Annotated in this window: 30 protein-coding genes; 19 read left to right on the plus strand and 11 right to left on the minus strand. The window is 60.8% G+C overall.

Translation table 11 applies throughout. The annotated features are described in order from the left end of the window. The first annotated feature begins 2 nt into the window (after positions 1-2). Complete coding sequence (locus CCE89_RS09750) at positions 3-1,145, plus strand: acyl-CoA dehydrogenase family protein (RefSeq protein ID WP_086437819.1); 1,143 nt, start codon at positions 3-5, stop codon at positions 1,143-1,145. A 118-nt stretch (positions 1,146-1,263) separates the two neighbouring features. Then, positions 1,264-2,070 (plus strand): SDR family NAD(P)-dependent oxidoreductase, encoded by an 807-nt coding sequence (locus CCE89_RS09755; protein WP_086438065.1) that lies wholly within the window; start codon positions 1,264-1,266, stop codon positions 2,068-2,070. Between the two features lie 379 nt (positions 2,071-2,449). Here CCE89_RS09755 and gmk read toward each other — a convergent pair whose 3' ends face one another. The 3 genes from gmk to CCE89_RS09770 form a co-directional block, all read right to left on the minus strand. Continuing rightward, entirely contained in the window at positions 2,450-3,103 is a 654-nt protein-coding gene (gene gmk, locus CCE89_RS09760; protein ID WP_086437820.1) for a guanylate kinase, read from the minus strand. Between the two features lie 73 nt (positions 3,104-3,176). Continuing rightward, positions 3,177-3,611: a hypothetical protein gene (locus CCE89_RS09765; RefSeq protein WP_086437821.1), complete on the minus strand. Its 435-nt coding sequence runs from the start codon at positions 3,609-3,611 to the stop codon at positions 3,177-3,179. A 36-nt stretch (positions 3,612-3,647) separates the two neighbouring features. Then, positions 3,648-4,151, minus strand: a complete 504-nt coding sequence (locus CCE89_RS09770) for an SspB family protein (protein WP_086437822.1) — start codon at positions 4,149-4,151, stop codon at positions 3,648-3,650. 108 nt (positions 4,152-4,259) lie between these two features. Between CCE89_RS09770 and hisB the strand changes: the two genes are divergently transcribed. The 12 genes from hisB to pal all read left to right on the plus strand — a co-directional run bounded on the left by hisB (position 4,260) and on the right by pal (position 12,400). Next, the gene (gene hisB / locus CCE89_RS09775; protein ID WP_086437823.1) at positions 4,260-4,853 is read left to right on the plus strand and encodes an imidazoleglycerol-phosphate dehydratase HisB; all 594 of its coding nucleotides are present in this window, start codon (positions 4,260-4,262) and stop codon (positions 4,851-4,853) included. Further along, on the plus strand, positions 4,846-5,475 hold the full coding sequence (gene hisH / locus CCE89_RS09780) for an imidazole glycerol phosphate synthase subunit HisH (RefSeq protein ID WP_086437824.1): 630 nt from the start codon (positions 4,846-4,848) through the stop codon (positions 5,473-5,475). Before hisB ends, hisH begins: the two co-directional genes overlap by 8 nt. Continuing rightward, positions 5,472-6,200 carry a 1-(5-phosphoribosyl)-5-[(5-phosphoribosylamino)methylideneamino]imidazole-4-carboxamide isomerase gene (gene hisA / locus CCE89_RS09785; protein WP_086437825.1) on the plus strand — a complete coding sequence of 243 codons (729 nt, stop codon included), beginning with the start codon at positions 5,472-5,474 and terminating at the stop codon, positions 6,198-6,200. Before hisH ends, hisA begins: the two co-directional genes overlap by 4 nt. Before the next feature lie 37 nt (positions 6,201-6,237). Next, positions 6,238-7,038, plus strand: coding sequence for an imidazole glycerol phosphate synthase subunit HisF (hisF, locus tag CCE89_RS09790; RefSeq protein WP_086437826.1), 801 nt, complete (start codon positions 6,238-6,240; stop codon positions 7,036-7,038). Positions 7,039-7,075: 37 nt separating this feature from the next. Continuing rightward, entirely contained in the window at positions 7,076-7,393 is a 318-nt protein-coding gene (locus CCE89_RS09795; protein ID WP_086438066.1) for a phosphoribosyl-ATP diphosphatase, read from the plus strand. Further along, positions 7,393-7,773: a histidine triad nucleotide-binding protein gene (locus CCE89_RS09800; protein WP_086437827.1), complete on the plus strand. Its 381-nt coding sequence runs from the start codon at positions 7,393-7,395 to the stop codon at positions 7,771-7,773. Before CCE89_RS09795 ends, CCE89_RS09800 begins: the two co-directional genes overlap by 1 nt. Before the next feature lie 220 nt (positions 7,774-7,993). Beyond that, positions 7,994-8,458 carry a YbgC/FadM family acyl-CoA thioesterase gene (locus CCE89_RS09805; protein WP_086437828.1) on the plus strand — a complete coding sequence of 155 codons (465 nt, stop codon included), beginning with the start codon at positions 7,994-7,996 and terminating at the stop codon, positions 8,456-8,458. Further along, a complete protein-coding gene (tolQ, locus tag CCE89_RS09810) occupies positions 8,455-9,162 on the plus strand; it encodes a protein TolQ (RefSeq protein WP_086437829.1) in 708 nt (235 codons plus the stop codon). Before CCE89_RS09805 ends, tolQ begins: the two co-directional genes overlap by 4 nt. Next, positions 9,162-9,635 carry an ExbD/TolR family protein gene (locus tag CCE89_RS09815; RefSeq protein WP_086437830.1) on the plus strand — a complete coding sequence of 158 codons (474 nt, stop codon included), beginning with the start codon at positions 9,162-9,164 and terminating at the stop codon, positions 9,633-9,635. Before tolQ ends, CCE89_RS09815 begins: the two co-directional genes overlap by 1 nt. Before the next feature lie 10 nt (positions 9,636-9,645). Further along, a complete protein-coding gene (locus CCE89_RS09820; RefSeq protein WP_086437831.1) occupies positions 9,646-10,413 on the plus strand; it encodes an energy transducer TonB in 768 nt (255 codons plus the stop codon). Then, positions 10,410-11,813: a Tol-Pal system beta propeller repeat protein TolB gene (gene tolB / locus CCE89_RS09825; protein WP_086437832.1), complete on the plus strand. Its 1,404-nt coding sequence runs from the start codon at positions 10,410-10,412 to the stop codon at positions 11,811-11,813. Before CCE89_RS09820 ends, tolB begins: the two co-directional genes overlap by 4 nt. Before the next feature lie 71 nt (positions 11,814-11,884). Continuing rightward, complete coding sequence (gene pal, locus CCE89_RS09830) at positions 11,885-12,400, plus strand: peptidoglycan-associated lipoprotein Pal (protein WP_086437833.1); 516 nt, start codon at positions 11,885-11,887, stop codon at positions 12,398-12,400. Between the two features lie 21 nt (positions 12,401-12,421). Here the strand turns inward: pal and CCE89_RS15280 are convergent, their stop codons facing one another. Beyond that, entirely contained in the window at positions 12,422-12,592 is a 171-nt protein-coding gene (locus CCE89_RS15280; RefSeq protein WP_159456636.1) for a hypothetical protein, read from the minus strand. A 172-nt stretch (positions 12,593-12,764) separates the two neighbouring features. Between CCE89_RS15280 and CCE89_RS09840 the strand changes: the two genes are divergently transcribed. After that, positions 12,765-13,298 carry a J domain-containing protein gene (locus CCE89_RS09840; RefSeq protein WP_086437835.1) on the plus strand — a complete coding sequence of 178 codons (534 nt, stop codon included), beginning with the start codon at positions 12,765-12,767 and terminating at the stop codon, positions 13,296-13,298. 122 nt (positions 13,299-13,420) lie between these two features. On the opposite strand, the gene CCE89_RS09845 is transcribed toward CCE89_RS09840, so the two are convergent. Further along, positions 13,421-13,687 (minus strand): hypothetical protein, encoded by a 267-nt coding sequence (locus CCE89_RS09845; RefSeq protein ID WP_159456637.1) that lies wholly within the window; start codon positions 13,685-13,687, stop codon positions 13,421-13,423. Positions 13,688-13,991: 304 nt separating this feature from the next. Here CCE89_RS09845 and CCE89_RS09850 point away from each other — a divergent pair, with 304 nt between their 5' ends. Further along, positions 13,992-14,411 (plus strand): response regulator transcription factor, encoded by a 420-nt coding sequence (locus CCE89_RS09850; RefSeq protein WP_143256010.1) that lies wholly within the window; start codon positions 13,992-13,994, stop codon positions 14,409-14,411. Here CCE89_RS09850 and CCE89_RS09855 read toward each other — a convergent pair. The 6 genes from CCE89_RS09855 to CCE89_RS09880 all read right to left on the minus strand — a co-directional run bounded on the left by CCE89_RS09855 (position 14,372) and on the right by CCE89_RS09880 (position 19,970). Continuing rightward, positions 14,372-15,502, minus strand: coding sequence for a HupE/UreJ family protein (locus CCE89_RS09855; protein WP_159456638.1), 1,131 nt, complete (start codon positions 15,500-15,502; stop codon positions 14,372-14,374). The genes CCE89_RS09850 and CCE89_RS09855 overlap by 40 nt on opposite strands. Then, positions 15,499-16,848 carry a tetratricopeptide repeat protein gene (locus tag CCE89_RS09860; protein WP_159456639.1) on the minus strand — a complete coding sequence of 450 codons (1,350 nt, stop codon included), beginning with the start codon at positions 16,846-16,848 and terminating at the stop codon, positions 15,499-15,501. The genes CCE89_RS09855 and CCE89_RS09860 overlap by 4 nt, the downstream gene beginning before the upstream one ends. A 61-nt stretch (positions 16,849-16,909) precedes the next feature. Further along, the gene (locus CCE89_RS09865) at positions 16,910-17,614 is read right to left on the minus strand and encodes a DUF4331 family protein (protein ID WP_086437840.1); all 705 of its coding nucleotides are present in this window, start codon (positions 17,612-17,614) and stop codon (positions 16,910-16,912) included. Next, positions 17,614-18,279, minus strand: coding sequence for a DUF4331 family protein (locus tag CCE89_RS09870; protein ID WP_086437841.1), 666 nt, complete (start codon positions 18,277-18,279; stop codon positions 17,614-17,616). Before CCE89_RS09870 ends, CCE89_RS09865 begins: the two co-directional genes overlap by 1 nt. A 321-nt stretch (positions 18,280-18,600) precedes the next feature. Continuing rightward, on the minus strand, positions 18,601-19,527 hold the full coding sequence (locus tag CCE89_RS09875) for a cation diffusion facilitator family transporter (protein ID WP_086437842.1): 927 nt from the start codon (positions 19,525-19,527) through the stop codon (positions 18,601-18,603). Continuing rightward, complete coding sequence (locus CCE89_RS09880; RefSeq protein WP_143256012.1) at positions 19,524-19,970, minus strand: class I SAM-dependent methyltransferase; 447 nt, start codon at positions 19,968-19,970, stop codon at positions 19,524-19,526. Before CCE89_RS09880 ends, CCE89_RS09875 begins: the two co-directional genes overlap by 4 nt. A gap of 132 nt (positions 19,971-20,102) precedes the next feature. On the opposite strand from CCE89_RS09880, the gene CCE89_RS09885 reads away from it, so the two are divergent. The 3 genes from CCE89_RS09885 (at position 20,103) to CCE89_RS09895 (ending at position 24,562) form a co-directional block, all read left to right on the plus strand. Continuing rightward, on the plus strand, positions 20,103-21,278 hold the full coding sequence (locus tag CCE89_RS09885) for an APC family permease (protein ID WP_234990027.1): 1,176 nt from the start codon (positions 20,103-20,105) through the stop codon (positions 21,276-21,278). A 331-nt stretch (positions 21,279-21,609) separates the two neighbouring features. After that, entirely contained in the window at positions 21,610-23,616 is a 2,007-nt protein-coding gene (locus tag CCE89_RS09890) for an amidohydrolase family protein (RefSeq protein ID WP_086437845.1), read from the plus strand. 40 nt (positions 23,617-23,656) lie between these two features. After that, the gene (locus CCE89_RS09895) at positions 23,657-24,562 is read left to right on the plus strand and encodes a sulfotransferase domain-containing protein (RefSeq protein ID WP_086437846.1); all 906 of its coding nucleotides are present in this window, start codon (positions 23,657-23,659) and stop codon (positions 24,560-24,562) included. Positions 24,563-24,947 lie beyond the last annotated feature (385 nt).

The raw sequence follows: 24,947 nt of genomic DNA on the forward strand, positions 1-24,947 counted from the left end.
CCATGCCGCTTTATCACGATGACGATCAGGCGATGCTCGCCGACAGCGCCTCTGCCTTCATGGCCGAGGAAGGCAGCATCCAGAAACAGCTGCGCCACTGGCGCGACCGCGACTGCAAGGACGGCTTCGGCCACGGGCTATGGAAGCAGTTTGCCGAAGAACTCGGTGTGACGGGCATCCTCGTTTCCGAGGAAGATGGCGGTCTCGGCATGGGTCATGTCGAAGCGGGGATTGTGCTGGAGGAAATCGGGCGCAACCTCACTCCGTCGCCTTTCCTCACCAGCAGCGTGCTGGCCGCGACCGCGCTCAAGCATGCAAGCGACGACCTTCGCGGACGTTACCTGCCGGGTCTCGTTGCGGGCGATAGCGTCTTTGCCGTCGCGATCGACGAGGGCGCGAAGCACCGCCCCGAAACGATCACGACCAGAGCCGAGAAATCGGGCAATGGCTTCAAGCTTTCGGGCAAGAAGGACTTCGTGATCCAGGGCGCCAGCGCCGACATGCTGGTGGTCGCTGCGCGGACTTCGGGTTCCGATAGCGACAAGGACGGCATCACGCTGTTCGCGGTTCCCAAGGATGCCGCCAACATGAGCCACGACGCGGTGCGCCTCGTCGACAGCTCAATGGCTACACACACGACCTTCGATGGTGTTGAACTCGATGGCGATGCGGTGATCGGCGAAGTCGACGGCGGTCGCGAAGTGCTCGATGCCATGCTGATGGCGGGCCGTGTCGGCGCCGCTGCAGAGGGCGTGGGCGTTGCCCGCGGCGCGATGGACATGACCGTCGACTACATTAAGCAGCGCAAGCAGTTCGGCAAGGTGATCGGCGAGTTCCAGGCGCTTCAGCACCGCGCTTCTCACCTTTACTCCGAAGTCGAAATCGCGCGTGCTGCCGTGATCAAGGCGCAGCAATTGCTCGACGCGGGCAGCGAGAAAGCTGACCTGATGGCGTCGGTCGCCAAGGCCAAGGTTGCCAAGACCGCAGGCCTTGCCGTGCGCGAAGGCGTGCAGATGCATGGCGGGATCGGCATGACCGACGAGTATGACATCGGGCTCTACATGAAGCGCGATCGCGCGCTGCAGGAGTTTCTTGGCGATGCGTATTACCATGCCGGCCGTGTTGCCGAGCTGAGCGGATACTAGGGACCTCGGCCCGGCACCCGGCCGGGCCGCAAGGTCGACCGACCGTCGGCCGGTCAGGCCGCCCCTCGGAGGCGATCGGCGCAGCCGATTTGCCGGGAGAGAAAGGAATTTAACAATGATGAACATGAAGGATCTGTTCGGTCTCGAAGGCCGTGTCGCTCTCGTCACTGGCGGAAGCCGAGGGATCGGCAAGATGATCGTCGAAGGCCTGCTAGAAGCGGGCTGTGCACGGGTCTATATTGCTGCGCGCAAGAAGGAGCAGGTCGACGAAACCTCGGCCGAGCTGGGTGAAAAGGTCATCGGCCTCACTGCCGACCTCAGCCAGATGGACGGCATCCAGCAGCTTGCCGATGCGATTGCAGAGCGTGAAGACAAGCTCGATATTCTCGTCAACAATGCTGGTGCTGCTTGGGGCGAGCCGTTCGACAAGTTCACCGAAGCGGGCTGGGACCGCACGATGGACCTCAATGTGAAGGCGCCGTTCTTCCTCACGCAGAAACTCCATCCGCTGCTGAAGGCCGCGGCGACCGAGGATCGTCCGGCCAAGGTGCTGATGATCGCCTCGATCGACGGGATGAAGTCCAACCCCTGGCCGACCTATCCATACCAGGCGTCGAAGGCTGGCCTCATCCATATGACGCGCCGTGTCGCGGCCGAGCTGATCCGCGACAACATCGTCGTCAACGGCATTGGTCCCGGCGCTTTCCCGAGCGCGATGAACCGCGCCGCGCGCGACAATCCCGATGCTTCGGCGAAGGGCATACCTTCGAAGCGTATCGGTGTGACCGAGGATATGGCTGCCGGCGCGATCTACCTGTGCAGCCGCGCAGGCGACTATGTCGTCGGCACGACGATCCCGATCGATGGCGGCGTGGTCAACGCCAATATCGGCTCGGGGAACTTCGTCGATCCCTCGGGCGAATAGAAGCAAGGCATTCGCTGCAAAGGATGGTAGGATACCAGGAGGCCGTCGGAGCGATCCGGCGGCCTTTCGCTTTGCGCATGGCTAGCGGATGCTCGCCCGTAAACCTACTGCCGCAATGCCAGATCTGTGTTCCCGGCCCTGTGCTTAAGCCTCTGAGCGGCGATATTCGCGGTGATTGCATCAAGGGCGGGTTTGAAGCGGGCGTGCTTGCTCACCCGCGCAAAAAGCGGATCGTCGGTAAGTGGGCCTCCGGCCGTCCCAGCAGGCTTCGACAAGTTTGTCCTTGGTAAAGAAGTCCCCTTCTCCATTCGCGAGGAGGACGAGAACGTTCACCCGCGGAACTCTGGGTTGCGCGCTCCTCTATTCCAACGGCTGTCGGCTATTCCATCAGCCCGCGCACGAACGGGATCAGCCCGGTCTGGCGGGTGCGCTTCATGCGTTCGGCGTGAAGGATTTCGCGCACCTTGACGAAGCATTGGTCGACGTCGTCATTGATCACGACATAGTCATACTCCGCCCAGTGACTGATCTCGCCACGCGCGCGGTCCATCCTTGCATCGATAACATCGGGCGAATCCTGTCCGCGACCTTCGAGGCGCTTTCTCAATTCGACTATGCTCGGCGGCAGGATGAACACGCTGACGACGTCCTGATCGTCCTTCTGCTTGAGCTGCTGCGTACCTTGCCAGTCGATGTCGAAGAGAAAGTCGCGCCCCTCCTTCAGGGCCTTGCGGATATAGCCCTTTGGCGTGCCGTAGCGGTGGCCGAACACGTGCGCCCATTCGTAGAAGTCATCTTCCTCGACCATGGCATCGAACTTCTCGTCCGAAACGAAGTGGTAGTCGATACCCTCGATCTCTCCCGGCCGGCGCGGACGGGTCGTGGCCGAAACCGAGAGCGCGATCTCGTCATCCGCGCCGAGCAGCATGCGGGAGATCGTGGTCTTGCCCGCGCCCGAAGGCGAGGACAGGATGAACAGCAGACCACGCCGGTGCAGCGCGTCAGTCTCGGAACTGGTGTGGGTGTCGGCCATGTGCGCTGTTGGCGCAAAGCATGGCATGGAATCAAGGGGGAGGGCGCGATAAGCCGCCGAAAAGCGCGGTTGGCTACTCTTCGATATCTTCCTCGGTCATGGTGTCGATCTGCTCGATGCCCTGACGACGAGCCTCGCGCTTGCTCAGTCCCCGATCGTACAGCGTCTTGGCGAGCAGCCCTCCGCCGACCAGCAGAGCGCCGGGGATCGAACGGGTCGCGACCTTGCTAGCGCCGTACAGGATCAAGCTGCTCAGCATCGTCCGACTGTTGACGATTTCACGGGCCTGGTCCCGGTCGAATCCCGCCCGCAGCATGCCCTTTTGCATGGAATTGCGGACAATACGCCCGGCGCTGCGCAGTGCGATGTCGGCAATGAGCATATTCGTAGCGGGGTTGGTGCTTGGGCCGGGCATCCCTTCAAGGTGCGGACGACGATCCTGGCTCGCTTCGCCAACCGGCTCTGCGATCTTGTCTGATGCCCGTTCTTCGAGTGTCTTGTCTGCCATTCTAGCCCCTCGACGGGCACCGTGCAGGCACCCGCGCTATTTCTTCTTGCCGAAATCGACTGTGACGACGTTGGATCCGTCATCGCTTCCTTCAACGGGCGCAGAGCCGCTCTGTTCCGAGCCATCGTTTTCCGCAAAGTCATGCTCTTCAGGTGCCATGTCGGGCACGGTCGCCTGGAACTGGAGTCCGAAATCGACTGCCGGATCGACGAAAGCAGTGATCGCGGCGAACGGGATCGAAAGCTTGGCCGGTATCTGGTTGAAGCTGAGCCCGACCGAAAAGCGGTCATCTTCGACTTCGAGATCCCAGAACTTGTTCTGCAGAACGATGGTCATCTCGTCGGGAAAACGCTCGCGCAGGTGCGGTGGGATCGAAACGCCGGGGGCGCCAGTCTTGAAGGTGATGTAGAAATGGTGGTTGCCCGGCAGCTCACTACCGCCCTGCTGGATCTCGCCAAGTACGCGGCCAACAACGGCGCGCAGCGCTTCCTGCACGATCTCGTCGTATGGGATCAGGCTATCGGGCGTATGGTCACTCATCGCGCCGATAGGTGGCGCTGCATAACCTATTGGTCAAGCGATTTAAGCTGTGCTTGCTGCAATGCACCAATGCTTGCGCGGCGCGGCTGAGAGCCTATAGCCGCGGGCATGCGCACTGGCTCTATCTCTCGCAAGACGGCGGAAACCGCCATCGCCATCGAGGTCAATCTGGATGGCACCGGCAGCTATGATGTTTCGACGGGGATCGGCTTCCTCGATCACATGGTTGAGCAGTTCTCGCGTCACTCGCTGATCGACGTGACGATGAAGGTGGAGGGCGACCTCCATGTCGACCAGCATCACACGACGGAAGACAGCGCGATAGCGCTCGGCCAGGCGATTTCCGAGGCGCTGGGCGACAAGGCCGGAATCGGGCGATACGGCAGCGCCTATTCGCCGATGGACGAGACGCTCGCACGCGTCGCGCTGGATATTTCGGGGCGGCCTTATCTGGTGTGGAAGGCTGGTTTCACGCAGGAGAAGCTCGGCGAATGGGACACCGAACTGATCGAACACTGGTTCCACTCGGTGGCGCAGACGGCGGGTATCACGCTTCATATCGAGCTGCTCTACGGCACCAACAACCATCACATCTGCGAAGCGATCTACAAGGGTTTCGCGCGTGCGATGCGCACGGCAGTGGAGCAGGACCCGCGCAAGGGCGGGGCTATCCCGAGCACCAAGGGGCAACTCGGTGGCTGAAGTCGTCGCGCTGGTGGATTACGGCGCGGGCAACCTGCACTCCGTTCACAACGCGCTAAAGCGTGTGGGCGCGCATGTGAAGGTGACCGACGACCCCGAGGTGGTGCGCGCGGCGGACCGCATCGTCCTGCCCGGAGTGGGCAGCTTCAAGGCGTGTGCCGAGGGGCTTCGCGGGGTTCACGGCATGGTCGAAGCGATGACCGAGCGGGTGCAGGTGGGCAGCGCGCCGTTCCTCGGCATCTGCGTCGGCATGCAATTGCTCGCGACGCGTGGGCTGGAGCATGGCAGCACGTCGGGGCTCGGCTGGATCGATGGCGAGGTGCGGCTGCTCGAACCGACAGACCCCTCGATCAAGGTGCCGCACATGGGCTGGAACGATGTGGCCGTGATGCCGCATGCGAAGGGGCATCCGGTGTTCGAGGAGGGCGAGGCTTACTTCCTCCATTCCTATCACTTCGTCGCCAGTGACGGGCATGACGTGGCGGCGATGACCGATCATGGCGAAGGGCTGGTTGCAGCGGTCGCGCGGGACAATGTGCTCGGCGTGCAGTTCCACCCGGAAAAGAGCCAGGCTTACGGGCTGGCGCTGCTAGAGCGTTTCTTAGAATGGGATCCGAGATGATTATCTTTCCGGCCATCGATTTGAAGGGCGGCGAAGTCGTCCGCCTTGCCGAAGGCGATATGGACCGCGCCACCGTCTACGGAGACGATCCGGCGGCACAGGCGATGATCTTTGCCGAGGCAGGCGCCGAGCATCTTCACGTGGTCGACCTAGACGGTGCCTTCGCAGGCGAAAGCCGCAATGCCGAGGCGGTGCAGGCGATCGTCGAACGCTTTCCCGGTTACGTTCAGCTGGGCGGCGGCATTCGCACGCCCGAGGCCTGCGATTTCTGGTTCAACCTGGGCGTGGCGCGGATCGTGATCGGCTCGGCTGCGCTGAAGGACCCCCAGTTCGTGAAAGACATGGCGCGTGAGTGGGAGAACGGCATCGTCGTCGCCGTCGACGCGCGTGACGGCATGGTCGCGACCGAGGGTTGGGCAGAGGTGTCCACCGTCTCCGTGGTCGACATGGCGCGCCGGTTCGAGGATGCGGGCGTTGCCTCGCTGCTCTTCACCGACATCGGGCGCGATGGCTTGCTCAAGGGCTGCAATATCGACGCGACGCTCGACCTGGCTCAGCGCGTTGACATTCCGGTGATCGCCAGCGGCGGGGTGAAGGGCCTGGACGATATCCATGTGCTTTCACTTCACGCGCATGAAGGCATCGAGGGCGTGATCACCGGCCGCGCGCTTTATGAAGGGCGGCTGGATCTGGCTGCGGCAATCGCGATGGGAGCGAGGGTGTGATGTCGTTCCCCAGGCAAGTTTCAATCGAGAGCATGCCATGACCGTCCGTATTCGCGTCATACCCTGCCTCGATGTGGCCGATGGCCGCGTGGTGAAGGGAGTCAATTTCGTCGATCTCAAGGATGCGGGCGATCCGGTCGAACAGGCGCAGGCCTATGACGCGGCGGGGGCGGACGAGCTGTGCTTCCTCGATATCTCCGCGAGCCATGAAGGGCGCGGGACGCTGCTCGACATCGTGAAACGCACGGCGGAGGTGTGCTTCATGCCGCTGACCGTAGGCGGAGGCGTGCGCAGCGTCGAGGATGCGCGCGCGCTCTTGCTCGCAGGGGCGGACAAGGTCGCGATCAACTCTGCCGCGGTGGCGCGGCCCGAACTCGTCGCGGAAATCGCCGCGAAGTTCGGCAGCCAGTGCGTCGTCGCCAGTGTCGATGCACGGCGCGTCGCGCCTGAGGTGCCGGTGCAGGGGGAAGAACCCAAACCCGGACCGCGCTGGGAAATCTTCACCCATGGCGGGCGCAAGCCCACCGGGATCGATGCTGTCGAATATGCGAAGAAAGTCGCGGAATTGGGCGCGGGCGAACTGCTCGTCACCAGCATGGATGGCGACGGCACACAGGCGGGGTACGACCTCGAACTGACGCGCACCATCGCCGATGCCGTGAGCATTCCGGTCGTGGCGAGCGGCGGCGTGGGCAACCTCCAGCACCTCGTCGAAGGGGTGACGGAAGGGCATGCCAGCGCGGTGCTGGCAGCCAGCATCTTCCACTTCGGCACGCATTCGATATCCGAAGCGCATGAGGAACTTCGCGCAGCCGGCCTCCCGGCCCGGGGGATATGATCTTGCCTGCGCGCGGCATTTGAAGGACAACGAAGCGATGGACACTTTGGCCCGTCTCGAACAGGTTATTGCAGAGCGCCGCAGCGCCTCGCCCGATTCCAGCTATGTCGCGAAACTCAACGCCAAGGGCATAGAGGCCGTCGCGCAAAAAGTGGGAGAGGAAGCGGTCGAGACCATCATCGCCGCGCTCTCCGAAAGCCGAGAGGAAGTGATCGGCGAAAGCGCCGACCTGATCTTTCACCTGCTGGTGCTGCTGCAATCCCGGCGCATCAAATTGAGCGAAGTGATGGAAGAGCTCGACCGGCGCGAGGGGACATCGGGCCTCGAAGAGAAAGCAAGCAGGAAGGACAACTGATGCCCATCGACGCGACCCAGCCCTATGACGACGAGAATATCTTCGCCAAGATCCTGCGCGGCGAGATTCCGTCCAACAAAGTCTATGAGGACGAGTGGGCCTATGCCTTCGAGGACATCAATCCGCAGGCCGAAATCCACACGCTGGTGATCCCCAAGGGACGCTACGTCAGCTGGGACGATTTTTCGACGAAGGCTTCGGACGAGGAAATCGGCGGCTTCGTGCGCGCCGTGGGCGAAGTCGCCCGCGCCAAGGGGCTCGTCGAACCCGGATACCGGCTCCTCGCCAATATCGGCGGGCACGGCCACCAGGAAGTGCCGCATCTGCATGTCCATATCTTCGGCGGGCACCCATTGGGTCCGATGATTTTGAAAAGGTGATTTGGTTTCGGATTGGAATTCCATCCAATCCGGACCGCGCCACCCGCGCCCTCCACCCTTCCACCCGGATGGTGTCCCGGTAGGTTCCGGGTGGAAGGGTGGAGGGCGCGGGTGGTCTAGTATGACTCGAACAAAGAATCGCGCTTTTGGTCGCAAGCCTGAGTCACTTCGTCGGATTGTCTTGCGGGGGGACTCGCGCCTCCGCTAAAGCGCGCAGCGAATGACTACACCCAATCCTCCCGGCGGCGTTATCGACGGCTCGCGGCATCTCTATGCAGTGCGCGTCTATTACGAGGACACGGACCTCTCCGGCATCACTTACCACGCCAACTACCTGCGCTGGTTCGAACGCGCTCGCAGCGACCTGCTGCGCATGCTCCACATAGACCAGCGCGCGGCGATCGAGGCCGAAGAAGGGGCCTATGCCGTCTCCGAGATCAACCTCAAATATCTGCGTCCCGCGAAACTCGATGACGATGTCGTGATCGAGACCATTTGCACCGAAATGCGCGCGGCCAGTTGCCGCATGCACCAAAAGGCATTTCGCTCCACTGATATTGGGGACGAATTGCTGGCCGAGGCACAATTGCGCGTCGGCTTCGTTGCACCTGATGGAAGACCGCGTCGCCAGCCCGAAGAATGGCGCGACGCCTTTACCCGTTTCATGGAAAGCCAAATTGCATGACCAACACCCTTTCGTTCCTTGCTGCCGCTGCCGGTGGTTCGGGCCGACTCAATCCGCTCGAACTGTTCCTGCAAGCCGATATCGTCGTCCAGGCGGTGATGGTCGGGCTGCTGCTCGCCAGCGTCTGGGTGTGGATGATCATCGTGTCGTTCTCGCTCCGCATGGGTGGACTGGAACGCAAATCGCGCCAATATGAGGAAGAGTTCTGGGAGACCCAGGATTACGAGCGCATGCTCGGCAAACGCACGCGCGCGAACCTGCCCATGGCGCGGGTTGCCGGAGCAGGGCTCGACGAATGGCAGCGTTCGACGCAGAAGCAGCCGATCGACCGAGACGGCGTGCGCCAGCGTCTGGCGGGCGCGATGGAAAGCCGCACTGCGCAGGAGGCGGATGATCTTGCCGAGCGCTTGAACTTCCTCGCCACCACCGGCTCGGTCGCGCCTTTCGTCGGCCTCTTCGGCACGGTTTGGGGCATCATGAACAGCTTCTTCCAGATCGGCGCGCAGGAAAGCTCATCGCTTGCCGTGGTCGCGCCCGGTATTTCGGAAGCGCTGTTCGCTACCGCCATTGGCCTCTTCGCCGCAATCCCGGCGGTCATCGCCTACAACCGCTTCAGCCACCGCGTGAACCGTTATGAGGCCCGCCTGCAGCGCTTTGCCGACCGCTTCCATGCGGGGCTCAGCCGCGAACTGGACAAAGCCTGATGGCGATGGGCCTCGCCACCTCAAGCAGAGGCGGACGCCGTTCGCGTCGCGCGCCGATGGCAGAAATCAACGTCACACCATTCGTCGACGTGATGCTAGTGCTGCTGATCATCTTCATGGTCACCGCGCCGCTGCTCGCCTCGGGCGTGCCGATCGACTTGCCCGAAAGCAACGCCAATCCGGTCGATCAGACGCCCGATCAGGTGACGATCAGTATCGATGGCGAGGGTTTCATCTACATTGACGACGCGCTGGTCCCCGAAGGCGGGCTGCCTGATGCTCTGGCGGCGATCGACACCCGCGGTGATGGGGAGCAGCCGGTGATCGTGCTGCGCGGCGACCGCGCGCTCGACTATGGCCGTGTGATGGCGGTGATGGGTGAGCTTAACCGCAGCGGCTTCAACACAATCTCGCTCATCACCAGTTCGGCGGGCGGCGGTTCCGTAAGCCGCGGTTCATCGGACGAGGAATAGCGGTCGGGCAATGGAAGCGAGCGCCTTCAGGAAAGAGGAACGCGTCGGCCTGATGGTCGCGCTGGTCCTGCATGTCGCGCTTTTCGCGGTTTTCCTGCTCCAGCCATCGCGCGGCGAAGTGCTCGACATTCCAGAACGCATGACGGTGAGTCTTGCCGAAGACGTCGGATTGGAGGCGACTGCGCCCGAGCCGGTGCCGGAAAGCCGCGCCGCGATTGCACCCACTCTGGCCGATCAACCTGCGCCGGTGGCGGACCAGCCCCAGCCGCGGCCGACCGTCGCGCCGGCGCCGTCCGAGAGCGCCAACACCGCACCGCGTCCGCGCAACACGCCTCAGCCGCGCCCTAGCGCTGCACCTGCCGAACCGCGTGGCGGAAGCCGGATTGGCGATAATTTCCTTGGCGGCGCAGGCAATTCGACCACGACCGAAGAGACGCGCATCCCCGCCTCTCAGATCGGCGCGAGCGCCAAGGCCTCGATCATTCAGGCCATCGTGCGCCAGATCCGCCCGCATTGGAACGCGCCCTCGGGCGTGGATGCGGAACTGCTGGTGACCGAGCTTGCCTTCGACCTCGATGAAGATGGCAGCCTGCGAGGCCGCCCGCGCGTGCTCCGCCAGTCCGGCATCAACGATTCCAACCGCCCGCAGGCCAGCCTTCACGCAGAGCGCGCCATCCGCGCCGTGCAACTTGCCGCACCCTTCGACCTCCCCGACGAGTATTACAACGCGTGGAAGTCGATCCGTGGCGCCCGTTTCGATAGGAACCTTTCCCGATGAAAAAGCTCTTTTTCGCCATCGCATTCCTCGCCGCGCCGCTCGCCGCGCAGAACGAGGATCTCGGTCAGCCGGCTCCCGAAGGCGGCGAGGTCGAAACCACCGGTATCGACGCATCTGGCGAAGATGCCGAGGGCGGCCTGACCTTCACGGTCACCGATGAAAGCGACTGGCAGGACCTGGGTATTGCCATTCCCGCCTTCGCCACCGATCGCGATCAGCCTACACCCGCGAACTCCGACGGCACCTCTGCACTGGGGCAGGAAGTCGCTCGGGTGATCACGGCGAACCTGCGTAACAACGGTCTGTTCAAGCCGGTCGGCCCCGACAGCCTGCCGCGCCCGACTTTCCCGCAGATCACTGCGCCCAACTGGCCGACCTGGACCGGTCGCGGGGCCGAGATGCTGGTTCATGGCTATGTCCGCGCGCGAACCGATGGCCGTTTGCTGTTTGGGTGCTACCTCTATGACGTTGCGCTGCAAGATGAGCTCGTGCGTGAGGGCTGGGTCGTCCCGCCCGCCGACTGGCGGCGCGCGGCGCACAAATGCTCTGACCTGATCTATTCGCGTCTGACCGGCGAAAGCCCGTTCTTCGACAGCCGCATCGCTTATATCGCCGAAACCGGCCCGAAGGATAACCGCGTGAAGCGGCTCGCGATCATGGATAGCGACGGGGCCAACCATCGCTTCCTGACACTCGGCAGCGCGACCGCGCTCACCCCGCGCTATTCGCCCGATTACAAGAAGCTGCTTTATCTCAGCTATGTCGACGGCAATCCGCGCATTTATGTCTACGACATCGGCACGGGTCGTCAGCAGCTCGTTGCGCAAACGGGCAATCCGACGCTGGCCCCGCGCTGGAGCCCGGATGGCCGCTATATCCTCTATTCTATGGCCGTGGCCGGGAACACCGACATCTACCGCGTGCCCGCAACTGGCGGACAGAGCGTGCGCCTGACCGATACGCCGGGGATCGACATCGGCGGGTCATATTCGCCCGATGGTTCGCAGATCGTATTCGAAAGCGACCGTTCGGGCAGCCAGCAGTGCTATGTGATGAGTGCCGACGGGTCGAACCAGCGCCGTATCAGTTTCTTCGGCGGTCGCTGCGCCACGCCGGAATGGAGCCCGCGCGGCGACCAGATCGCCTTCACCCGCATCGCCGGCGACTTCAATATAGCCGTCATGACGCCCGCTGGCCGCAATGTCCGCGTGCTGACCAATGGCTGGCAGGACGAAGCGCCGACATGGGCACCGAATGGCCGGATCATCCAGTTCTTCCGTACGGCGCGCAATTCGGGCCAATCCTCGCTCTATCAGGTCGACGTGACCGGGCGGAACGAGCGACGCCTGCGCACCCCGGTTGATGCTTCGGACCCCGCGTGGGGACCGATTTTGCCTTAAGCGCGTTGAATTTTTGAACACGGGGCCAAATCACTTCTAGTCTCGGCCCCTATTGGGAAAGGAAAGCCCGTATGAATACGCGTTTTGCCACTGCCATGTTGCTCGCCGGATCGATCGGACTCGCCGCTTGCGCGAAGAAGGCTCCGGAAGAGCTACCCCCGCCGCCTGCCGAAACGACGGCGCCGGTGACGGATACGACGCCGACCACCACTGGCCCGCAAGTCGGCAGCCAGATGCATTTCGAAAATGCTGTGAACGGTCAGAACGTGATCTACTTTGACACCGATCGCTACAATATCGACAGTGCCGATGCCGCTGCCCTGCAAACGCAGGCCCAGTACCTCGGCCAGTATCCGCAGGTGAACATCACCGTCGAAGGCCATGCCGACGAACGCGGCACCCGCGAATACAACCTCGCCCTGGGTGAGCGGCGCGCGAACTCCGCGAAGAACTATCTCGTCAGCCTTGGGATCGCGGCGAACCGCATCCGGACTGTCAGCTATGGCAAGGAGCGTCCGGTCGCCTTGGGTTCGAACGAAGAGGCCTGGGCGCAGAACCGCCGCGCGGTCAGCGTCGTCGTGAACTGATTTTCGGTTCGCTGGCTGCGATTAGCCAGGAAGAATTGAGGGGCCGGGCAGCTCGATCTGTGGCAGCTCGGCCTCCACTGCAAACACGCCGCTCTCTGTGCCGTGACCCGACCGGTCCGGCGTATGGATGAGCGCCATCGCAGCCATCGCGAAGGTGGCAAAGGCGCTGGAGACGGCGAGTTGCTTGCTCATTTTCTGCATTGCGATTGGGCCAGTAGCCTTAAATTATGAACGGACTGTTGCATTGCAACATTTTTAATCGCAACTGGTTCCCATCCCTTTCAATCATAAGCAAGGCCACCTAGACTGAATGCCATGACAGTCGGACAAACGACATTTCTTCCAGATCGAGTGAGCATGACGCGTGGCTAAGGCGCGTCGTTCCAACGACTGGGGTTTCCCGCGCTGGCGTGGCTACGGCTCCTCGCGCGAGGCGACGAACGTCCGGCTTTGCGACCGCCATGGCTGCGAAGAGAAGGGCGATTGCCCTGCACCGAAAGCGCCCAACAGCCCCGATCGCTGGTATTTCTGCCAGAAGCACGCCGCCGAATACAATTCGAAGTGGGATTATTTCGAGGGACTAGACAAGGCCGAGAAAGAAGCGCGTGCCAAGTCGGAGCGGCAGGAAAGCGCAGGATATGCCGAGGCATCCCATTACGGCTGGACCGGCTCTGGCGACGGGTCACGCAGCGCCGATGAAATGCGCGCGCTCGACTTGCTCGAATTGGAGGCGGATGCTGATCACGCTGCGGTAAAGAAAGCTTACCGCGAGAAAGCCAAGCTGGTGCATCCCGACGTAAAGCCCGGCGATAAGGAAGCCGCGGCCGAGTTCCAGAAACTGCAGGTCGCCTACGAAGTGCTCAAGATTGCCGAAGTACGCCGCGAATGGAAGGGCTGAAGCGCTCGTAAGCGATCGATAGTCTAAGAGCCGATTGCTGTCAGGCCGCGCCACCGCTTCTGGCTGCGAGCGCAAACCAGCATGCAAAACGAACGGATCACGGATCCTGCCGGCCCAAAGGCTCAGTCGATCAGGGCCTGAAACACCATGGCGAAAGCTTCGCCCGGACCAAGCAAGGCAGACTGCAACGTAAAAGTCGAGCCGCTGAATGAAGCGCCCCTTGGATCGTTTTCATCGGTTCCGCTGGCATCGTCATCTTCGGCGACGGTTGCAGTCCCGCAAGTGGAACCCGAAAGTATCGAACTGCTCACATAGGTGAGGTTTGCAGGCAGGTCGCTGTCGGCGACCAATTGGGTCGCAATCCCATCGCCGGAATTGGAAACGGTCACGCAGTAGCGACTGGGTTCCAGAAGTTTATGCAAACGAAGTGGCGGTGCTGTCAGTCTAACGCTAACTCGTCTCCATTCTTTATCCGCTTTGCGCCCCAATTCCGGTCATAGGTAATACACACACTGAGCAACCGAAGCTGACATTCCTTGCGTTATATTTCTTCCGTTCGTTCTCCCGACCCGCCGGAAGTAAGACTGCGAACTGAGTTTTCGCCCTTGCTGCATCCGATCAGGCATCCTCGGTGTAGCTGCTCACCGGAACCCGTCCGATCGCACCGGGACGGGAGCGTACGGAGAGTGATGGATGCACAAATGTCCGAATTGCGGAGAGCGGCTGGAGGCATTCCAGCCTTTGGTCTTTGGCAATATCGTTTTGCTGGACCGGGGAGTGCTGCTGTTCAATCGCGAGAGACTGGCCTTGCCACGTTGCCAGCACGAGATCATCGAAGCCCTGGTGAGAGCGGAGGGACGCGCCCTGACGACGGCGCACCTTGCTGGCTGCCTGGGCGGAGAGATCTACGACCAGTCCATCGCCGTCTATGTCGGACGGGCGCGGTCCACGCTGCGTAGTGTCGATCCTGACTTCGACCAGATCGACTGCGTCCGCGGATTCAGCTCCTACAAGTGGATTTGGAAATCGCCAGAGGCCCCTTCGACCACTTGCAGAACTGGAGACAGGAGCGCTCATCCCGGTATCAATCCGATGCGCGAAACGATCCAGTAGACGGACATCGCGCCGACCAAGGAAGCCAGTGCGAGACGTACCGGCCGATAGAGTGCTTTCCTTTCCAGCCATAACAGGACAGGGACGAACAGCACGATCAGCGCCACCTGGATTACTTCGATGCCAATATTGAAACCGGCCAGCGTTGCCATGCTCCGCCCGACTTGAGCTTCGGTCTGCTGCACGAAGCCTGCGAAACCGAGGCCGTGGATTAGGCCGAACACGATGGCGACGACAAGCTCCCTGCGCGCGAAGATCGGGCGGACCGCGTGAACGGCGGTGATGAGGACGGTGGCTGCGATCGCCGGCTCCACGACAGACCCTGGCAAGGTCGCACCGCTCAAGACCACGCCGACCAGCGTCAGGGAATGGCCGATCGTGAAACCGGTCGCCAGAATCACCAATGCGCGAATGGAGCCGCGATGGTTTCGCAGTCCTTGCCAGCGCCCATTCTTGGCGACCAGTGGAGCCGCCAGCAGCAGGACGAGTAGGAAAGCCAAATGGTCCAGCCCGCCCATTATGTGTTCGATGCCCAGACGCATGGCGGAGCCAAACCGGATGCTGAAACCGGAACGGCCGCGCGGAATTTCGATCTGCGTATCGCCCTGGCGCAGGAGCCCCGCGAGTTCGGGGGCCTCGCCGGAGCCTTCGCGCTGCACCAGCACGGTGGCGAAGTGGTCGGGGGTCTGCTCCAGCACCGGAGACCAGCTCAGAGTGATGGCTTCATCCACCGCGTCGCCGGGCGCGGTAAAGGTGATAGTCGCCAGCAAATCCTTCGGTCCCGAGACGGTCGCGAAGCGAAGATTGTCGATACGTTCGTCCCATTCCTCTCCGGAGCGATCGGCGATGGATGCATGTGCTGCAATATAGGCACGTGCGGATTTGAGGGAACCTTCATCGTTCGCGTCCAAATTGCCCGTCGCATAGCCGTATTCGCTGGCCGGTATGATGACGTCGGCGACGATCCGCCGATCGTGAATGTGGAGCGTCACCTGGCTGTCGGGCGTGGTGTGTCCTTTTACGCCGGATGCCGGCAAGAGAGCCAGGCACGCCGCGAGCAGAACAGAAGCGATGAAGATCCAATTTCTCATCCGTGAGCGAACCATACGAGCGCCGCTTTCGGCGACATGATTTCGGGGTTGAGTTCGATCGCCTCCTCCCGCGCCTTTGCCGCGGCCCCCATATTGCCGGACGCCTCTTCGCTGCGTGCCAGTTCCAAGAAAAGCATCGCGCTTCTCCACCCACTTTCTTTTGCCGCCATCAATTCCCTGCGGGCATCGGAATAGCGGCCATTTGCATTGAGCGCCTTGGCAAGGAGTATGCGCGCCTCGCCGTACGGGCGGGCATCGACATTGCGCCTAGCCATGCCGAGTGCCTTGCGGGCATCGCCGAAAGCGAGCTCATGCTCGGTCGCATGGGCGATCGCGGCGGACGGCAGGGCGTCGATGCGCCGCGACCATTCGGTGCTAGCCTGCTGCGACCAGCGCAGGCTGTTCTTTCGGTCACCCCGATGGCGATGGATCATTGCCAAAGCATCCATGGCCTCCGGCGCGCGATTGTATTCGACCACGCTTTCGAGAAGCGCGATCGCTTCGTCTATCCGGCCCGACAGCAGTGTAGCTTCGCTCTGGTAGAGACGGGTTTTCCAGTAGCCCGGAAACAGATCAGCAGCTCTGGCGTACCACGCGCTCGCGGCGGCGTAGCGCCCGCGGGCAAATTCGATGGCTCCGATCTGGATAGAAAGATTGGCTAGGCCTTGTGGCGTACGCAGCGTGTCGGCCCTGGCTGCCTCGCGCAGAAGATCGATGGCGTCGTCGAACTTTCCCTCGGCCTTTGCCACGGTCGCCTGGCGAACCAGAATGCCCGGGCCGCGCTCGACCGTCTCCGACTGTCGGTAGATGTCTCGCGCCAGAGGCATGTTGCCGCGATAGAAGGCAAGGTCGCCTCGCAGGGCGAGCGCAGCCATTTCCTCGCTGCGGGAGAGCTTGGCGACCTGCGCGTCGAAGGCGTCGAGACTGCGCTCCGCCAATTCTAGATCGTGGACCGACATCGCCCATTCCGCACTGACGAGGTTCGGGCCAGTACCGGCAACGGCCAGCCGCCGCCCTTCGCCCAGTTCGCGTCCGGCCTTTGCCAGTGCGGCGAAGTCCCCATTCGTGGCATAGGCCCGCGACAGACTGCGCGACAGCATCTGTCTGGCCAACCACGAACCCTTGTCCCTTGCGACGCGTTCACGTGCCAGTGACAGCCGCCGTTCGGTAGCACCCCGGGCCTCTTCCTGATCGGTCGCTCCGAAACCGGCTTCGGGAAAGGCAAGATGGAGGCGAACGGGTGCCATCTCGCTTTGTTGCTGCTGGACGAATTCGATTCCGGCAACGGCGCCGACGACGAGCAGCGGAATCCCGAGCGACAATGTCCAGCGCTTCGGTTGTGCCACGGTCATGTTCTCCGGAAGAAAGGGTGTGGGACCGGACAGGAAGATCCGGTCCCGCTTGTGCTTAGGTCTCTTCCGTCGCGCAGGGCGTAAGGCCTGCCCCGACGAGATCGTCGGCAAGGGCGTTGGTCAGCCCGGTCAGCTGCTCGGCCAGTTCAGGCACGAAGGTTCCTGCGACATCGTCGGCCGGATCCGCATCGTTATAAGCGATTTTGGAGTCCGAGCCGATCAACGCCGTGGCCACGGCCGGCATGCCCATCCGGTCTACCCGCACATATTCCGAAACCGCTGCTGTGCGGAAATCGAAGCTGGTGCTGGTCGAAGTGGTAACCGGCGGCGAGCCCTGCGGCGGCGCCAGAAACGGGAAGTCGCTGCGGAAGGCCACATCATTCGCCGGCGGGTTTAACGGAAGCCCAGCCAGCGTAGTCGGCGAGTGGACGCTCAGGTCGAGGAAGATAACGGCCAATGTGACGTCGATGACCGGGTCAGCAAGTTGACGGCCATTCGGGAATCCCGATGCCCCCGCCAGGTTAAGCGTCAGCGTGTCGGGCACGATCAGGTCGGCCACGGCAACCCCGGGCGCAACCTCCTGCTCAAGGCAGGCCGTGACGTCGTAGGTCCCCGTTGCGGGCGGAGTGGGTGTCGGCGTCGGGGCCGGCATCATAATATCGTCATCGTCGTCGTCATCGAAGCACGCTGTTACGCCGAAGGCGATGAACAGCAACGGTGCCGAATGAAGCACTCGGCGCTTGAAGGTGGGAGTTTTCATTACAGCTGTCCTCCGAAACGTGCGGTTGTTGCCCAGACATCGATCGGGTTTTCGCCGTTCTCGATGCGGTCGCGAGGTATGCTCAGCACCACCGCGGTGAGGTTCTGTCCGGCGAAGAAATCCCGGTCCGCATCGAACATCAGAGTTCCAGAGGACGCCGTGTCCTTGAAACCCTGCAGGTCGAAGAAGAACGGATCGTCGAACAGGCCCGCGCGGGCCATGACTCCGTCGCTCATCAGCGTGGTCTCGACCGATCCCTGGATGGGACCAGCGGTGCCCGGAACACCGGAAACCTGTACGCCGTAGTCGTTGCTGCCCATTCCGCTGCCGAAACGGATGCGAATTGGAATTTCGGCGTCGGTGCGGCTGCCCGCATTCGATACGTTGATGGTATAGAGGACATCGCGGTCGTAGGTGGCCGGTTCGCTGGTGGCCTGAGGTCCTGCGAAGGTCAGGATCATGTTAACCCTGTCGCCTGTGTGCCAAGCGTAAAGGTCCGCTATGTCGGCCGCACGATCGGGCGTATCATCCTGGCTCGGATCGGTGCGTTCCGGCGGATCGAGGTGATCTGCCGCAATAAGGCCGATACCGGGAAGGAAAGCGGCGGCTCCCCCTGCCAAGACCAGTCCTGCGGCCACACCTGCAATGTGTTTCGTTTTTCTCATAATACTCCCCGCTACATCTGCGTGAATCTGCGATGCGGGAGGAATTCGAGGCGCCACCGGCGTTCTTCATCCACCCGCACTAGCAACGTCGCAGCTGCGATTTACAATTCGATAACACTCGTTTTGGAAGCTCCGGCGGCGGGCTTGTCCGCCAAATACGTTCGCCTTCGCCGGTGTCTTTAATCGCCGTTCTAAATATGCACGAAGCAATGTCTTCGAGCTTGGGATCCAAAAGCAGACTGTCCGGATTCGGCCCACTTACTGACCTCGGCCAACGACCAAAATTGGGTGGATAGCGGAACTGGGTAGAACGCCTTGACCTTAGTCGCGCAGCTCTTCCTGCGTGCAATTGGGCGGGGTAAAATTAATCTCCGCCAAGCGCCATGTTGGGTCTTCGCCCATCAAATCCTTCAGAGATGGAATTTCTCCAGGCACTCCGATTCCGTGAACGTTTGCTATCATGTAGCGACCAGACTCTCTCACCCTTACTGTGCTCTCAGGCCATTGGTTTCTCAGGCGCTTCTGCAAGCGAAGAGCTTCTGGGGATATATCCGATCCTTTCAGCTTTCGCGGAGCGCCATCAAGAAGCTCTGCAGAGGCGGTATGCGCGTTCTTCAGTCCATCGGCGATAATCGAAAAGGAGATTAGGGCAGCGGCGGCGGAGTCCGCCCACCAGAAGCCCAGCCCGATGCCCAAAATGCCTAAGATGCCGGCAAGCCCGGTCTGCCAGTCAGCCTTCTGCATTTGTGCATCGGTGTGCAGAACCTTGTCTCGCAGATTGTCCGCGACTGGTTTTTTCAGTCTGCCTAGAATTGTTGGAATGATTATCGAGTAGGCGAGCGCCGCGATCATCAGCCAACCCATCCAAAAGGTATAGCCGAACATGGTAACCGGCCCGATTGAGGGGTGCTCCCCCTTCATCAAGGCGGTCACGCCGTCATAAAGTAGCCAGAACCCCATCGCGGCCAACACTACGGCGGAAGCAAGAAACGCGAGACTGTTTACACGCACGAATCCGAAGGGGTGTCTCTCAGTAGGTTCCTTTGGTTCGAGGCGAGCGGCGAGGAGGAATGTTGCAGCAGGCACGAGGCCGAGCAGATCCTCGAGAAACGCGGTTTTCATTGCCTGGCTGCCGCCCATCGCAAAATACATCACGACGACGACGCTTGCCATGCCTACGAGTGTCCACCACTCGAGCTTTTTAGCCTTTCGCATATCGCCACGGATTTCTTCAGGGAGCTTACTCATGGTCGCGCGGCCTCCTCGACAAGCATGATCCAACCATTCTCCCCGTTGCGCATGGCAAAGCGGCTAACCGACTCTTGTTTTGGCGCGCGCGCTCTCCAGCCGAGAGCGCGCCCAAAATAAACCTCCTTGCTCCAAGGGCTGTCGATCGGGAATTTACCGTAAACCAGGTCGATCTTTCCTCCAGCGAGGTCGGCAAAGACTTGTTCGCTATCGCCGCGAGTTATCTCTAAATCGGCGCCGGTTTTTTTCTGAAGGTTGGCGAGCGCGTCGGACACATGCTCGTCGGCCTTGGCGCCCTCTACCCAGCCAAGGCGTATTGTCCCGGTCTCTTTGACAAGGTCCGTGGTCAACTGGGGATCGCGCGGCATATCGCACGAGATCATCGACAAGCTCGTGATAACGACCGCCGCGACTATTTTTATCCGGCTAGGCTTCCAATTCATTGTCTCCTCCTCATGCAAGAAACGCAACTTCCCTGCGATGTTTCCGAGACGGGTCCAGCCCAGAAAGCATTTCCCGACGGCTTGGAGGCTTGCAGCCTTGCCCGAAAAATCAAAGAGTCCTAGCCAATTGGCGTGAGTAGCAAAGCACAACTCGGCTTCAATGCATCCTGGTCAATGGCCGTCGGCGGCATGATCGGCGGGGGGATATTCGCCACGCTTGGTGTTGTGATTGAAGTGGCGGGCGCATGGGCGTGGGGCAGCTTTTTAATAGGTGGCCTAATCGCATTGGCCACCGGACACAGCTACGCTGCGCTCACTGTTGAAAGCGGAAAACCAGGAGGGGTTTATCGCTTTCTGCGCGAGCAGCAACATGAGCGCATTGCGCGCTGGACAGCGTGGATATTGATCCTCGGTTACACTCTTACAGTGGCAGTCTATGCATTCACATTTGGAGCTTATGCAGCCAATGCTCTGGGAGGGCCAGCATGGATGCCGCAAGGGTTGGCCGTAGCCTCGATCATAGTGCTCGCGGGCGTAAATCTGCTTGGGGTTGGTGAAGCTTCGACCCTCGAGATTATCGCCGTATGGGGCAAGATCGCCATTCTTGCGGGCTTGGCTATATTTGGATTGTCTCAATGGGATGCCGGCGATCTCGCTATTCCCGAGCAGCCCGGGTGGATCGGAATGGTCATCGGTGCAGGCACTGTGTTCATGGCCTACGAGGGGTTTCAGCTTCTGGCTTATGACTATGACGAGATGGCTGATGCCGAGAAACTCTTACCGAAGGTTATGCCTGCATCCATTCTTACAGCGATAGTCATCTATATTGCAGTTTCGCTCGGCGCTCCCATGCTTGTTGGTGCAGAGGCGATAGTTGAAGAACGAGAGGTCGCCTTGGCGTCTGCGGGTCGCGCTGCACTCGGCATGACCGGTTTTATTCTAGTCACCATTGCGGCAGCTTTTTCGACGGCGTCAGCGATAAACGCGACACTGTTTGCAACTGCGCGTTTGGCCCGGTCAGTCGCTAGCGAAGGAGAGATGCCCGCGATCTTCGCCAAGACCGATAAGGCGGGCGTCCCCTACGTCGGCGTCCTACTCATCTCCGGCGTAGCAATTTTCTTGGCAGTCATAGGCGGTATTGGTGAACTCGTGAAAAGCGCCAGCGTTGTTTTCCTGGTCGTTTTCGCCTTGGTCAATGCAATCGTTATTCGTCGTGCGATCGGCCAGCTCTGGATCGCCTGGGCGGGTTGTCTAGGCGCTTCGCTGGCCGCGACCATCCTTCTCGCTCACAAGCTTGGCATGATTTAATCTAAGCGACAGCGATCACGGGATTCCGCAGTGCAGATTCCGGTCCAAAAGAAATGGCAGCAATCGGGTCGTTAGCGGAATGGCGGCTTTGCGACGTTGCTCGGCCAGAAGCGGACTGACCGCTGACCGCCCCGTATCTGGCGCTGCATATAAGCTGGATTGAACGTCGAGAATGGGAATTCCGCGCTCGGAACCCATGGCCTTTATGCCCCCTGAAGATTCAGATCAGACCCATGCTCACGTGAATGACAAAGGTGCGGCTTGGCGGGGAACCTCATTGTAAAATCGGACACTCGATCTAAGGTCGGGCCAAATCAAGGAGGGGCCTTTCATGAAGTTTTTCGTCGTTTCCGTTGCTGCGCTTTGTTCCACTTCGGCGCTAGCCCAGACCCACGAATATCGCGTGCTGTTCGGGGGTGATGATGTCGGCGGACTCGAGGTCGAAACCGAAGGCGACACGTCGGCTATCGTATTCGACTACAAGCAGAACGGCAGGGGCCCGACGATCGCGGAAACCGTGCTTACCGGCCCCGAAGGCAACCCGATAAACTGGACCATTACCGGCCGGACCACCTTCGGAAACCCGGTGAACGAGAGCTATGCCTGCAATGACGGGAAAGCAGAATGGCGGGACTCGACCGGGCCGGGTTCGGCGGATGCGTGCTCGTTCTACATCGACCAGAACGGCAGCCCTTGGGGCGTCTCTCTGCTTGCGAAGGCTCTGCTTGAAGATCCGGACGGCGAAATGGCGGTACTTCCTGGCGGCACCGCACGCATCAGGGCGCGCAATACCGCGAGCTACGATGGTGAAGCGGGTGAGGTGACCGTTACCACCTACGAAATCACCGGCCTTTCGACCAATCCTGTGCACGTCACCCTTGATCAAGACCTGAGACTGTTCGCGGTCGCCTCGCCCCGTTTCGCGATCATCCGCAAAGGTTACGAGGCCGCCGACGAAGCTCTGCGGGCCGAGGCCGAGCGCTACTCGACGCAGCGCTTCGTTGAAATCCAGGCACAGGCTGCACGTAATTTCGACGGGCCCGTGCGCATCCGGAATGTTCGCATTTTCGACCCGAAGGGGCTTGCTCTCACTGAGGCGAAAGATGTCGTCGTAAGCGGCGAGCGCATTGCCAGTATTCAGAGCGTCGGCAGTCCGGTTACCGAGGGAGAAACCGTTATCGACGGAGCTGGAGGCACGCTTGTCCCGGGCATGTACGAAATGCATGGCCATATCGGACAGGACAACGCCTTGATGAACCTTGTTGCTGGCGTGACGTCCGTACGCGACATGGGGAATGAAAATAATGTCCTGGACGGTCTGATCGAGCGGATCGACAACGGTGTAATCGCAGGACCGCGCATCACCCGGTCCGGTTTCATCGAAGGCAAATCGGAGTTTTCCGCCGCGACCGGAGAGATCGCCGCCAATCAGGAAGAAGCGATCGATCTGGTGCGATGGTACGCCGCTCGAGGCTATCCGCAGGTGAAGCTCTACAATTCAATGAACCCCGAGTGGGCGAGCGCTGTTGTGAGCGAAGCACATGAACTCGGTATGCGGGTCGCCGGCCATGTGCCTGCCTTCTCGACCGCCGATGCTATGATCAATGCCGGTTTCGACGAGATCACCCATGTCAATCAGCTGATGCTCGGCTGGGTACTGAACGAGGGTGAAGATACGAGAACCCTGTTCCGTTTCACCGCGATGCAGCGTTTCCCCTCGCTCGACCTTGATGGGGACAAGGTTCAGTCGACGCTGAACAAGATGGCTGAAGAGGGCGTCGCACACGATCCCACCATCGCCATCCATGAACTGGGATTGACCGCCGTCGACGGGGAAGTCCCTGCAGGCTCCGTAGACGTGTACGATAATATGCCGGTCAACACACAAAGGTCCATGAAGCAGGCTCTGTTCGGAACAGAGAACCAGGAAGAAAGGGACGCCTACGTCGCCGCCTATGGCACGATCATCGAAACACTGAGCTTGATGCACGAGAAAGGCATTCTGCTGGTGCCCGGCACCGACCTCGGCGGCAGTTTTGCGTATCATCGTGAACTCGAACTTTTCGAGCAAATCGGCATGACACCCGCGCAAGTGTTGAAGCGCGCCACGTATGACATGGCCGAATACTTGGGCCAGGATGAGGACCTTGGCTCGATCGAGAAAGGAAAGTATGCCGATTTCTTTCTGGTCGCCGGTGATCCGACCGCCGATCTCAAGCAGATCAAGAGCATCCAGATGGTCGTATCGAATGGAACTGTTTACTTCCCCAGCGAAGTTTACCCGAACTTCGGTATCAAGCCTTTCGCAGCCGCCCCGCAGATATTGACCGAACAGTAAGTCCGACAGATCCTGCCGGGCACTTTGGAAGGATTGGCGAATGACGGATTTGATCGGGCAAGCGAGAAGCGTTGAAGACTTTGGCGCAGTGATGGGCAAGGCGATGGCCGGCGAACGGCCCCACCACAAGCCTTACGAATGCCCGCCGGAAGGATCGCCGGCAGATGTTTTCATCACCAGTTGGGCCAAGAGCGGCACCACGATGATGCAACAGATGTTCCACCAGATCCGCACAGCACACCGCGGCGGCGATATGGATTTTGATGACATCAGTAGGGTCGTGCCTTGGGATGACACCGCCTACATGCTCGATTTCGACATGACGGTTCCCCAACGCGCTCAACCGCGCGGGTTCAAGTCTCACCGGGAGTATGAACGCCTGCCAGAGGGCCAGCGTTACGTAATCACACTGCGAGAGCCGAAAGAGACCTATGTCTCGATGTACCGTTTCTTCAACGGCTGGCAGCTTGAGCGTGATGCGGTTTCAATGGAAGATTTCTGGCCGCTATGGTTGGGCGGGGGACCGGGAGGCTGCGATTACGCAACCCATATCACCAGCTGGTATGCACGGCGCAGGGAGCCGGATACGCTCTTGCTGGATTACACTTGGGTGGTGAAGAACAAGGAGGAGACGGTTCGCCGTCTCGCCGCTTTCATGGGAGTAGATCTTTCCCCGGAAAGCGAAGCGTTGGTAGTTGAGCGGGCCAGTCGCGAGTTCATGGTCGAGCACCAGGATCGCTTTGACGATGCGATGATGTGCGCCGTCCTCGAAAAACGGTGCGGCATCTCGGCTGACTCAGATTCGACCAAGGTACAAGCCAGCGGAAGCGCGTCAAAAATCTTGCCAGCTTCGGTCGCAGAGAAAATCGACGCGCTCTGGGCTGAGCGGATTGCGCCCGTCACGGGCCATCATGACTACAGCACGTTGGCGCAATCGCTGAACTGATCAGACGGGGTTTCCGCCACAACCCACGCGAATGTCTGAAACGGGGCCGATAGCGGACAGTCTGCTCTCGGGTGAAGTGAGAGGCGAACCGGTCATCTCTCGAAAACGCACTCGATGTGTGTCTCGCAGATGATGGCCATTGGAACAGCGGTATTTCGCATGTCACTGCTTTGAGTATCTTATTGCCGAACGAAGAATGCTTCCAAGACTCCCTCGCGTATGAGCCAATAGATGCTGGCAGACCGGCACCTATTGGCTTTGGTGACGGATTTGACATAGTTTGTATTATCAATCCGGATCAGACCTCCCAGGCTTCAAAACCAGGGTAGACACGAGATCAATCCCGTGGTGCCGTTTCCATACTCAGCCCTTTGGATTTTTATTT

It is taken from the genome of Altererythrobacter xiamenensis (assembly GCF_900177715.1).
Lineage (GTDB): Bacteria > Pseudomonadota > Alphaproteobacteria > Sphingomonadales > Sphingomonadaceae > Erythrobacter > Erythrobacter xiamenensis.

Excerpts from the sequence above, each read along its gene's own strand:
- CCE89_RS09865 (WP_086437840.1), bottom strand. The coding sequence starts at position 17,614 with ATGAAAACTCCCACCTTCAAGCGCCGAGTGCTTCATTCGGCACCGTTG.
- CCE89_RS09815 (WP_086437830.1), top strand. The coding sequence starts at position 9,162 with ATGGCGATGGGCCTCGCCACCTCAAGCAGAGGCGGACGCCGTTCGCGT.
- CCE89_RS15280 (WP_159456636.1), bottom strand. The coding sequence starts at position 12,592 with ATGAGCAAGCAACTCGCCGTCTCCAGCGCCTTTGCCACCTTCGCGATG.
- hisA (WP_086437825.1), top strand. The coding sequence starts at position 5,472 with ATGATTATCTTTCCGGCCATCGATTTGAAGGGCGGCGAAGTCGTCCGC.
- CCE89_RS09770 (WP_086437822.1), bottom strand. The coding sequence starts at position 4,151 with ATGAGTGACCATACGCCCGATAGCCTGATCCCATACGACGAGATCGTG.
- CCE89_RS09895 (WP_086437846.1), top strand. The coding sequence starts at position 23,657 with ATGACGGATTTGATCGGGCAAGCGAGAAGCGTTGAAGACTTTGGCGCA.
- CCE89_RS09855 (WP_159456638.1), bottom strand. The coding sequence starts at position 15,502 with ATGAGAAATTGGATCTTCATCGCTTCTGTTCTGCTCGCGGCGTGCCTG.
- CCE89_RS09795 (WP_086438066.1), top strand. The coding sequence starts at position 7,076 with ATGGACACTTTGGCCCGTCTCGAACAGGTTATTGCAGAGCGCCGCAGC.
- tolB (WP_086437832.1), top strand. The coding sequence starts at position 10,410 with ATGAAAAAGCTCTTTTTCGCCATCGCATTCCTCGCCGCGCCGCTCGCC.
- CCE89_RS09850 (WP_143256010.1), top strand. The coding sequence starts at position 13,992 with ATGCACAAATGTCCGAATTGCGGAGAGCGGCTGGAGGCATTCCAGCCT.
- CCE89_RS09870 (WP_086437841.1), bottom strand. The coding sequence starts at position 18,279 with ATGAGAAAAACGAAACACATTGCAGGTGTGGCCGCAGGACTGGTCTTG.
- CCE89_RS09890 (WP_086437845.1), top strand. The coding sequence starts at position 21,610 with ATGAAGTTTTTCGTCGTTTCCGTTGCTGCGCTTTGTTCCACTTCGGCG.
- CCE89_RS09820 (WP_086437831.1), top strand. The coding sequence starts at position 9,646 with ATGGAAGCGAGCGCCTTCAGGAAAGAGGAACGCGTCGGCCTGATGGTC.
- CCE89_RS09875 (WP_086437842.1), bottom strand. The coding sequence starts at position 19,527 with ATGAGTAAGCTCCCTGAAGAAATCCGTGGCGATATGCGAAAGGCTAAA.
- CCE89_RS09880 (WP_143256012.1), bottom strand. The coding sequence starts at position 19,970 with ATGAATTGGAAGCCTAGCCGGATAAAAATAGTCGCGGCGGTCGTTATC.
- hisB (WP_086437823.1), top strand. The coding sequence starts at position 4,260 with ATGCGCACTGGCTCTATCTCTCGCAAGACGGCGGAAACCGCCATCGCC.
- CCE89_RS09805 (WP_086437828.1), top strand. The coding sequence starts at position 7,994 with ATGACTACACCCAATCCTCCCGGCGGCGTTATCGACGGCTCGCGGCAT.
- CCE89_RS09765 (WP_086437821.1), bottom strand. The coding sequence starts at position 3,611 with ATGGCAGACAAGACACTCGAAGAACGGGCATCAGACAAGATCGCAGAG.
- hisF (WP_086437826.1), top strand. The coding sequence starts at position 6,238 with ATGACCGTCCGTATTCGCGTCATACCCTGCCTCGATGTGGCCGATGGC.
- pal (WP_086437833.1), top strand. The coding sequence starts at position 11,885 with ATGAATACGCGTTTTGCCACTGCCATGTTGCTCGCCGGATCGATCGGA.
- CCE89_RS09800 (WP_086437827.1), top strand. The coding sequence starts at position 7,393 with ATGCCCATCGACGCGACCCAGCCCTATGACGACGAGAATATCTTCGCC.
- CCE89_RS09755 (WP_086438065.1), top strand. The coding sequence starts at position 1,264 with ATGAACATGAAGGATCTGTTCGGTCTCGAAGGCCGTGTCGCTCTCGTC.
- tolQ (WP_086437829.1), top strand. The coding sequence starts at position 8,455 with ATGACCAACACCCTTTCGTTCCTTGCTGCCGCTGCCGGTGGTTCGGGC.
- CCE89_RS09750 (WP_086437819.1), top strand. The coding sequence starts at position 3 with ATGCCGCTTTATCACGATGACGATCAGGCGATGCTCGCCGACAGCGCC.
- gmk (WP_086437820.1), bottom strand. The coding sequence starts at position 3,103 with ATGGCCGACACCCACACCAGTTCCGAGACTGACGCGCTGCACCGGCGT.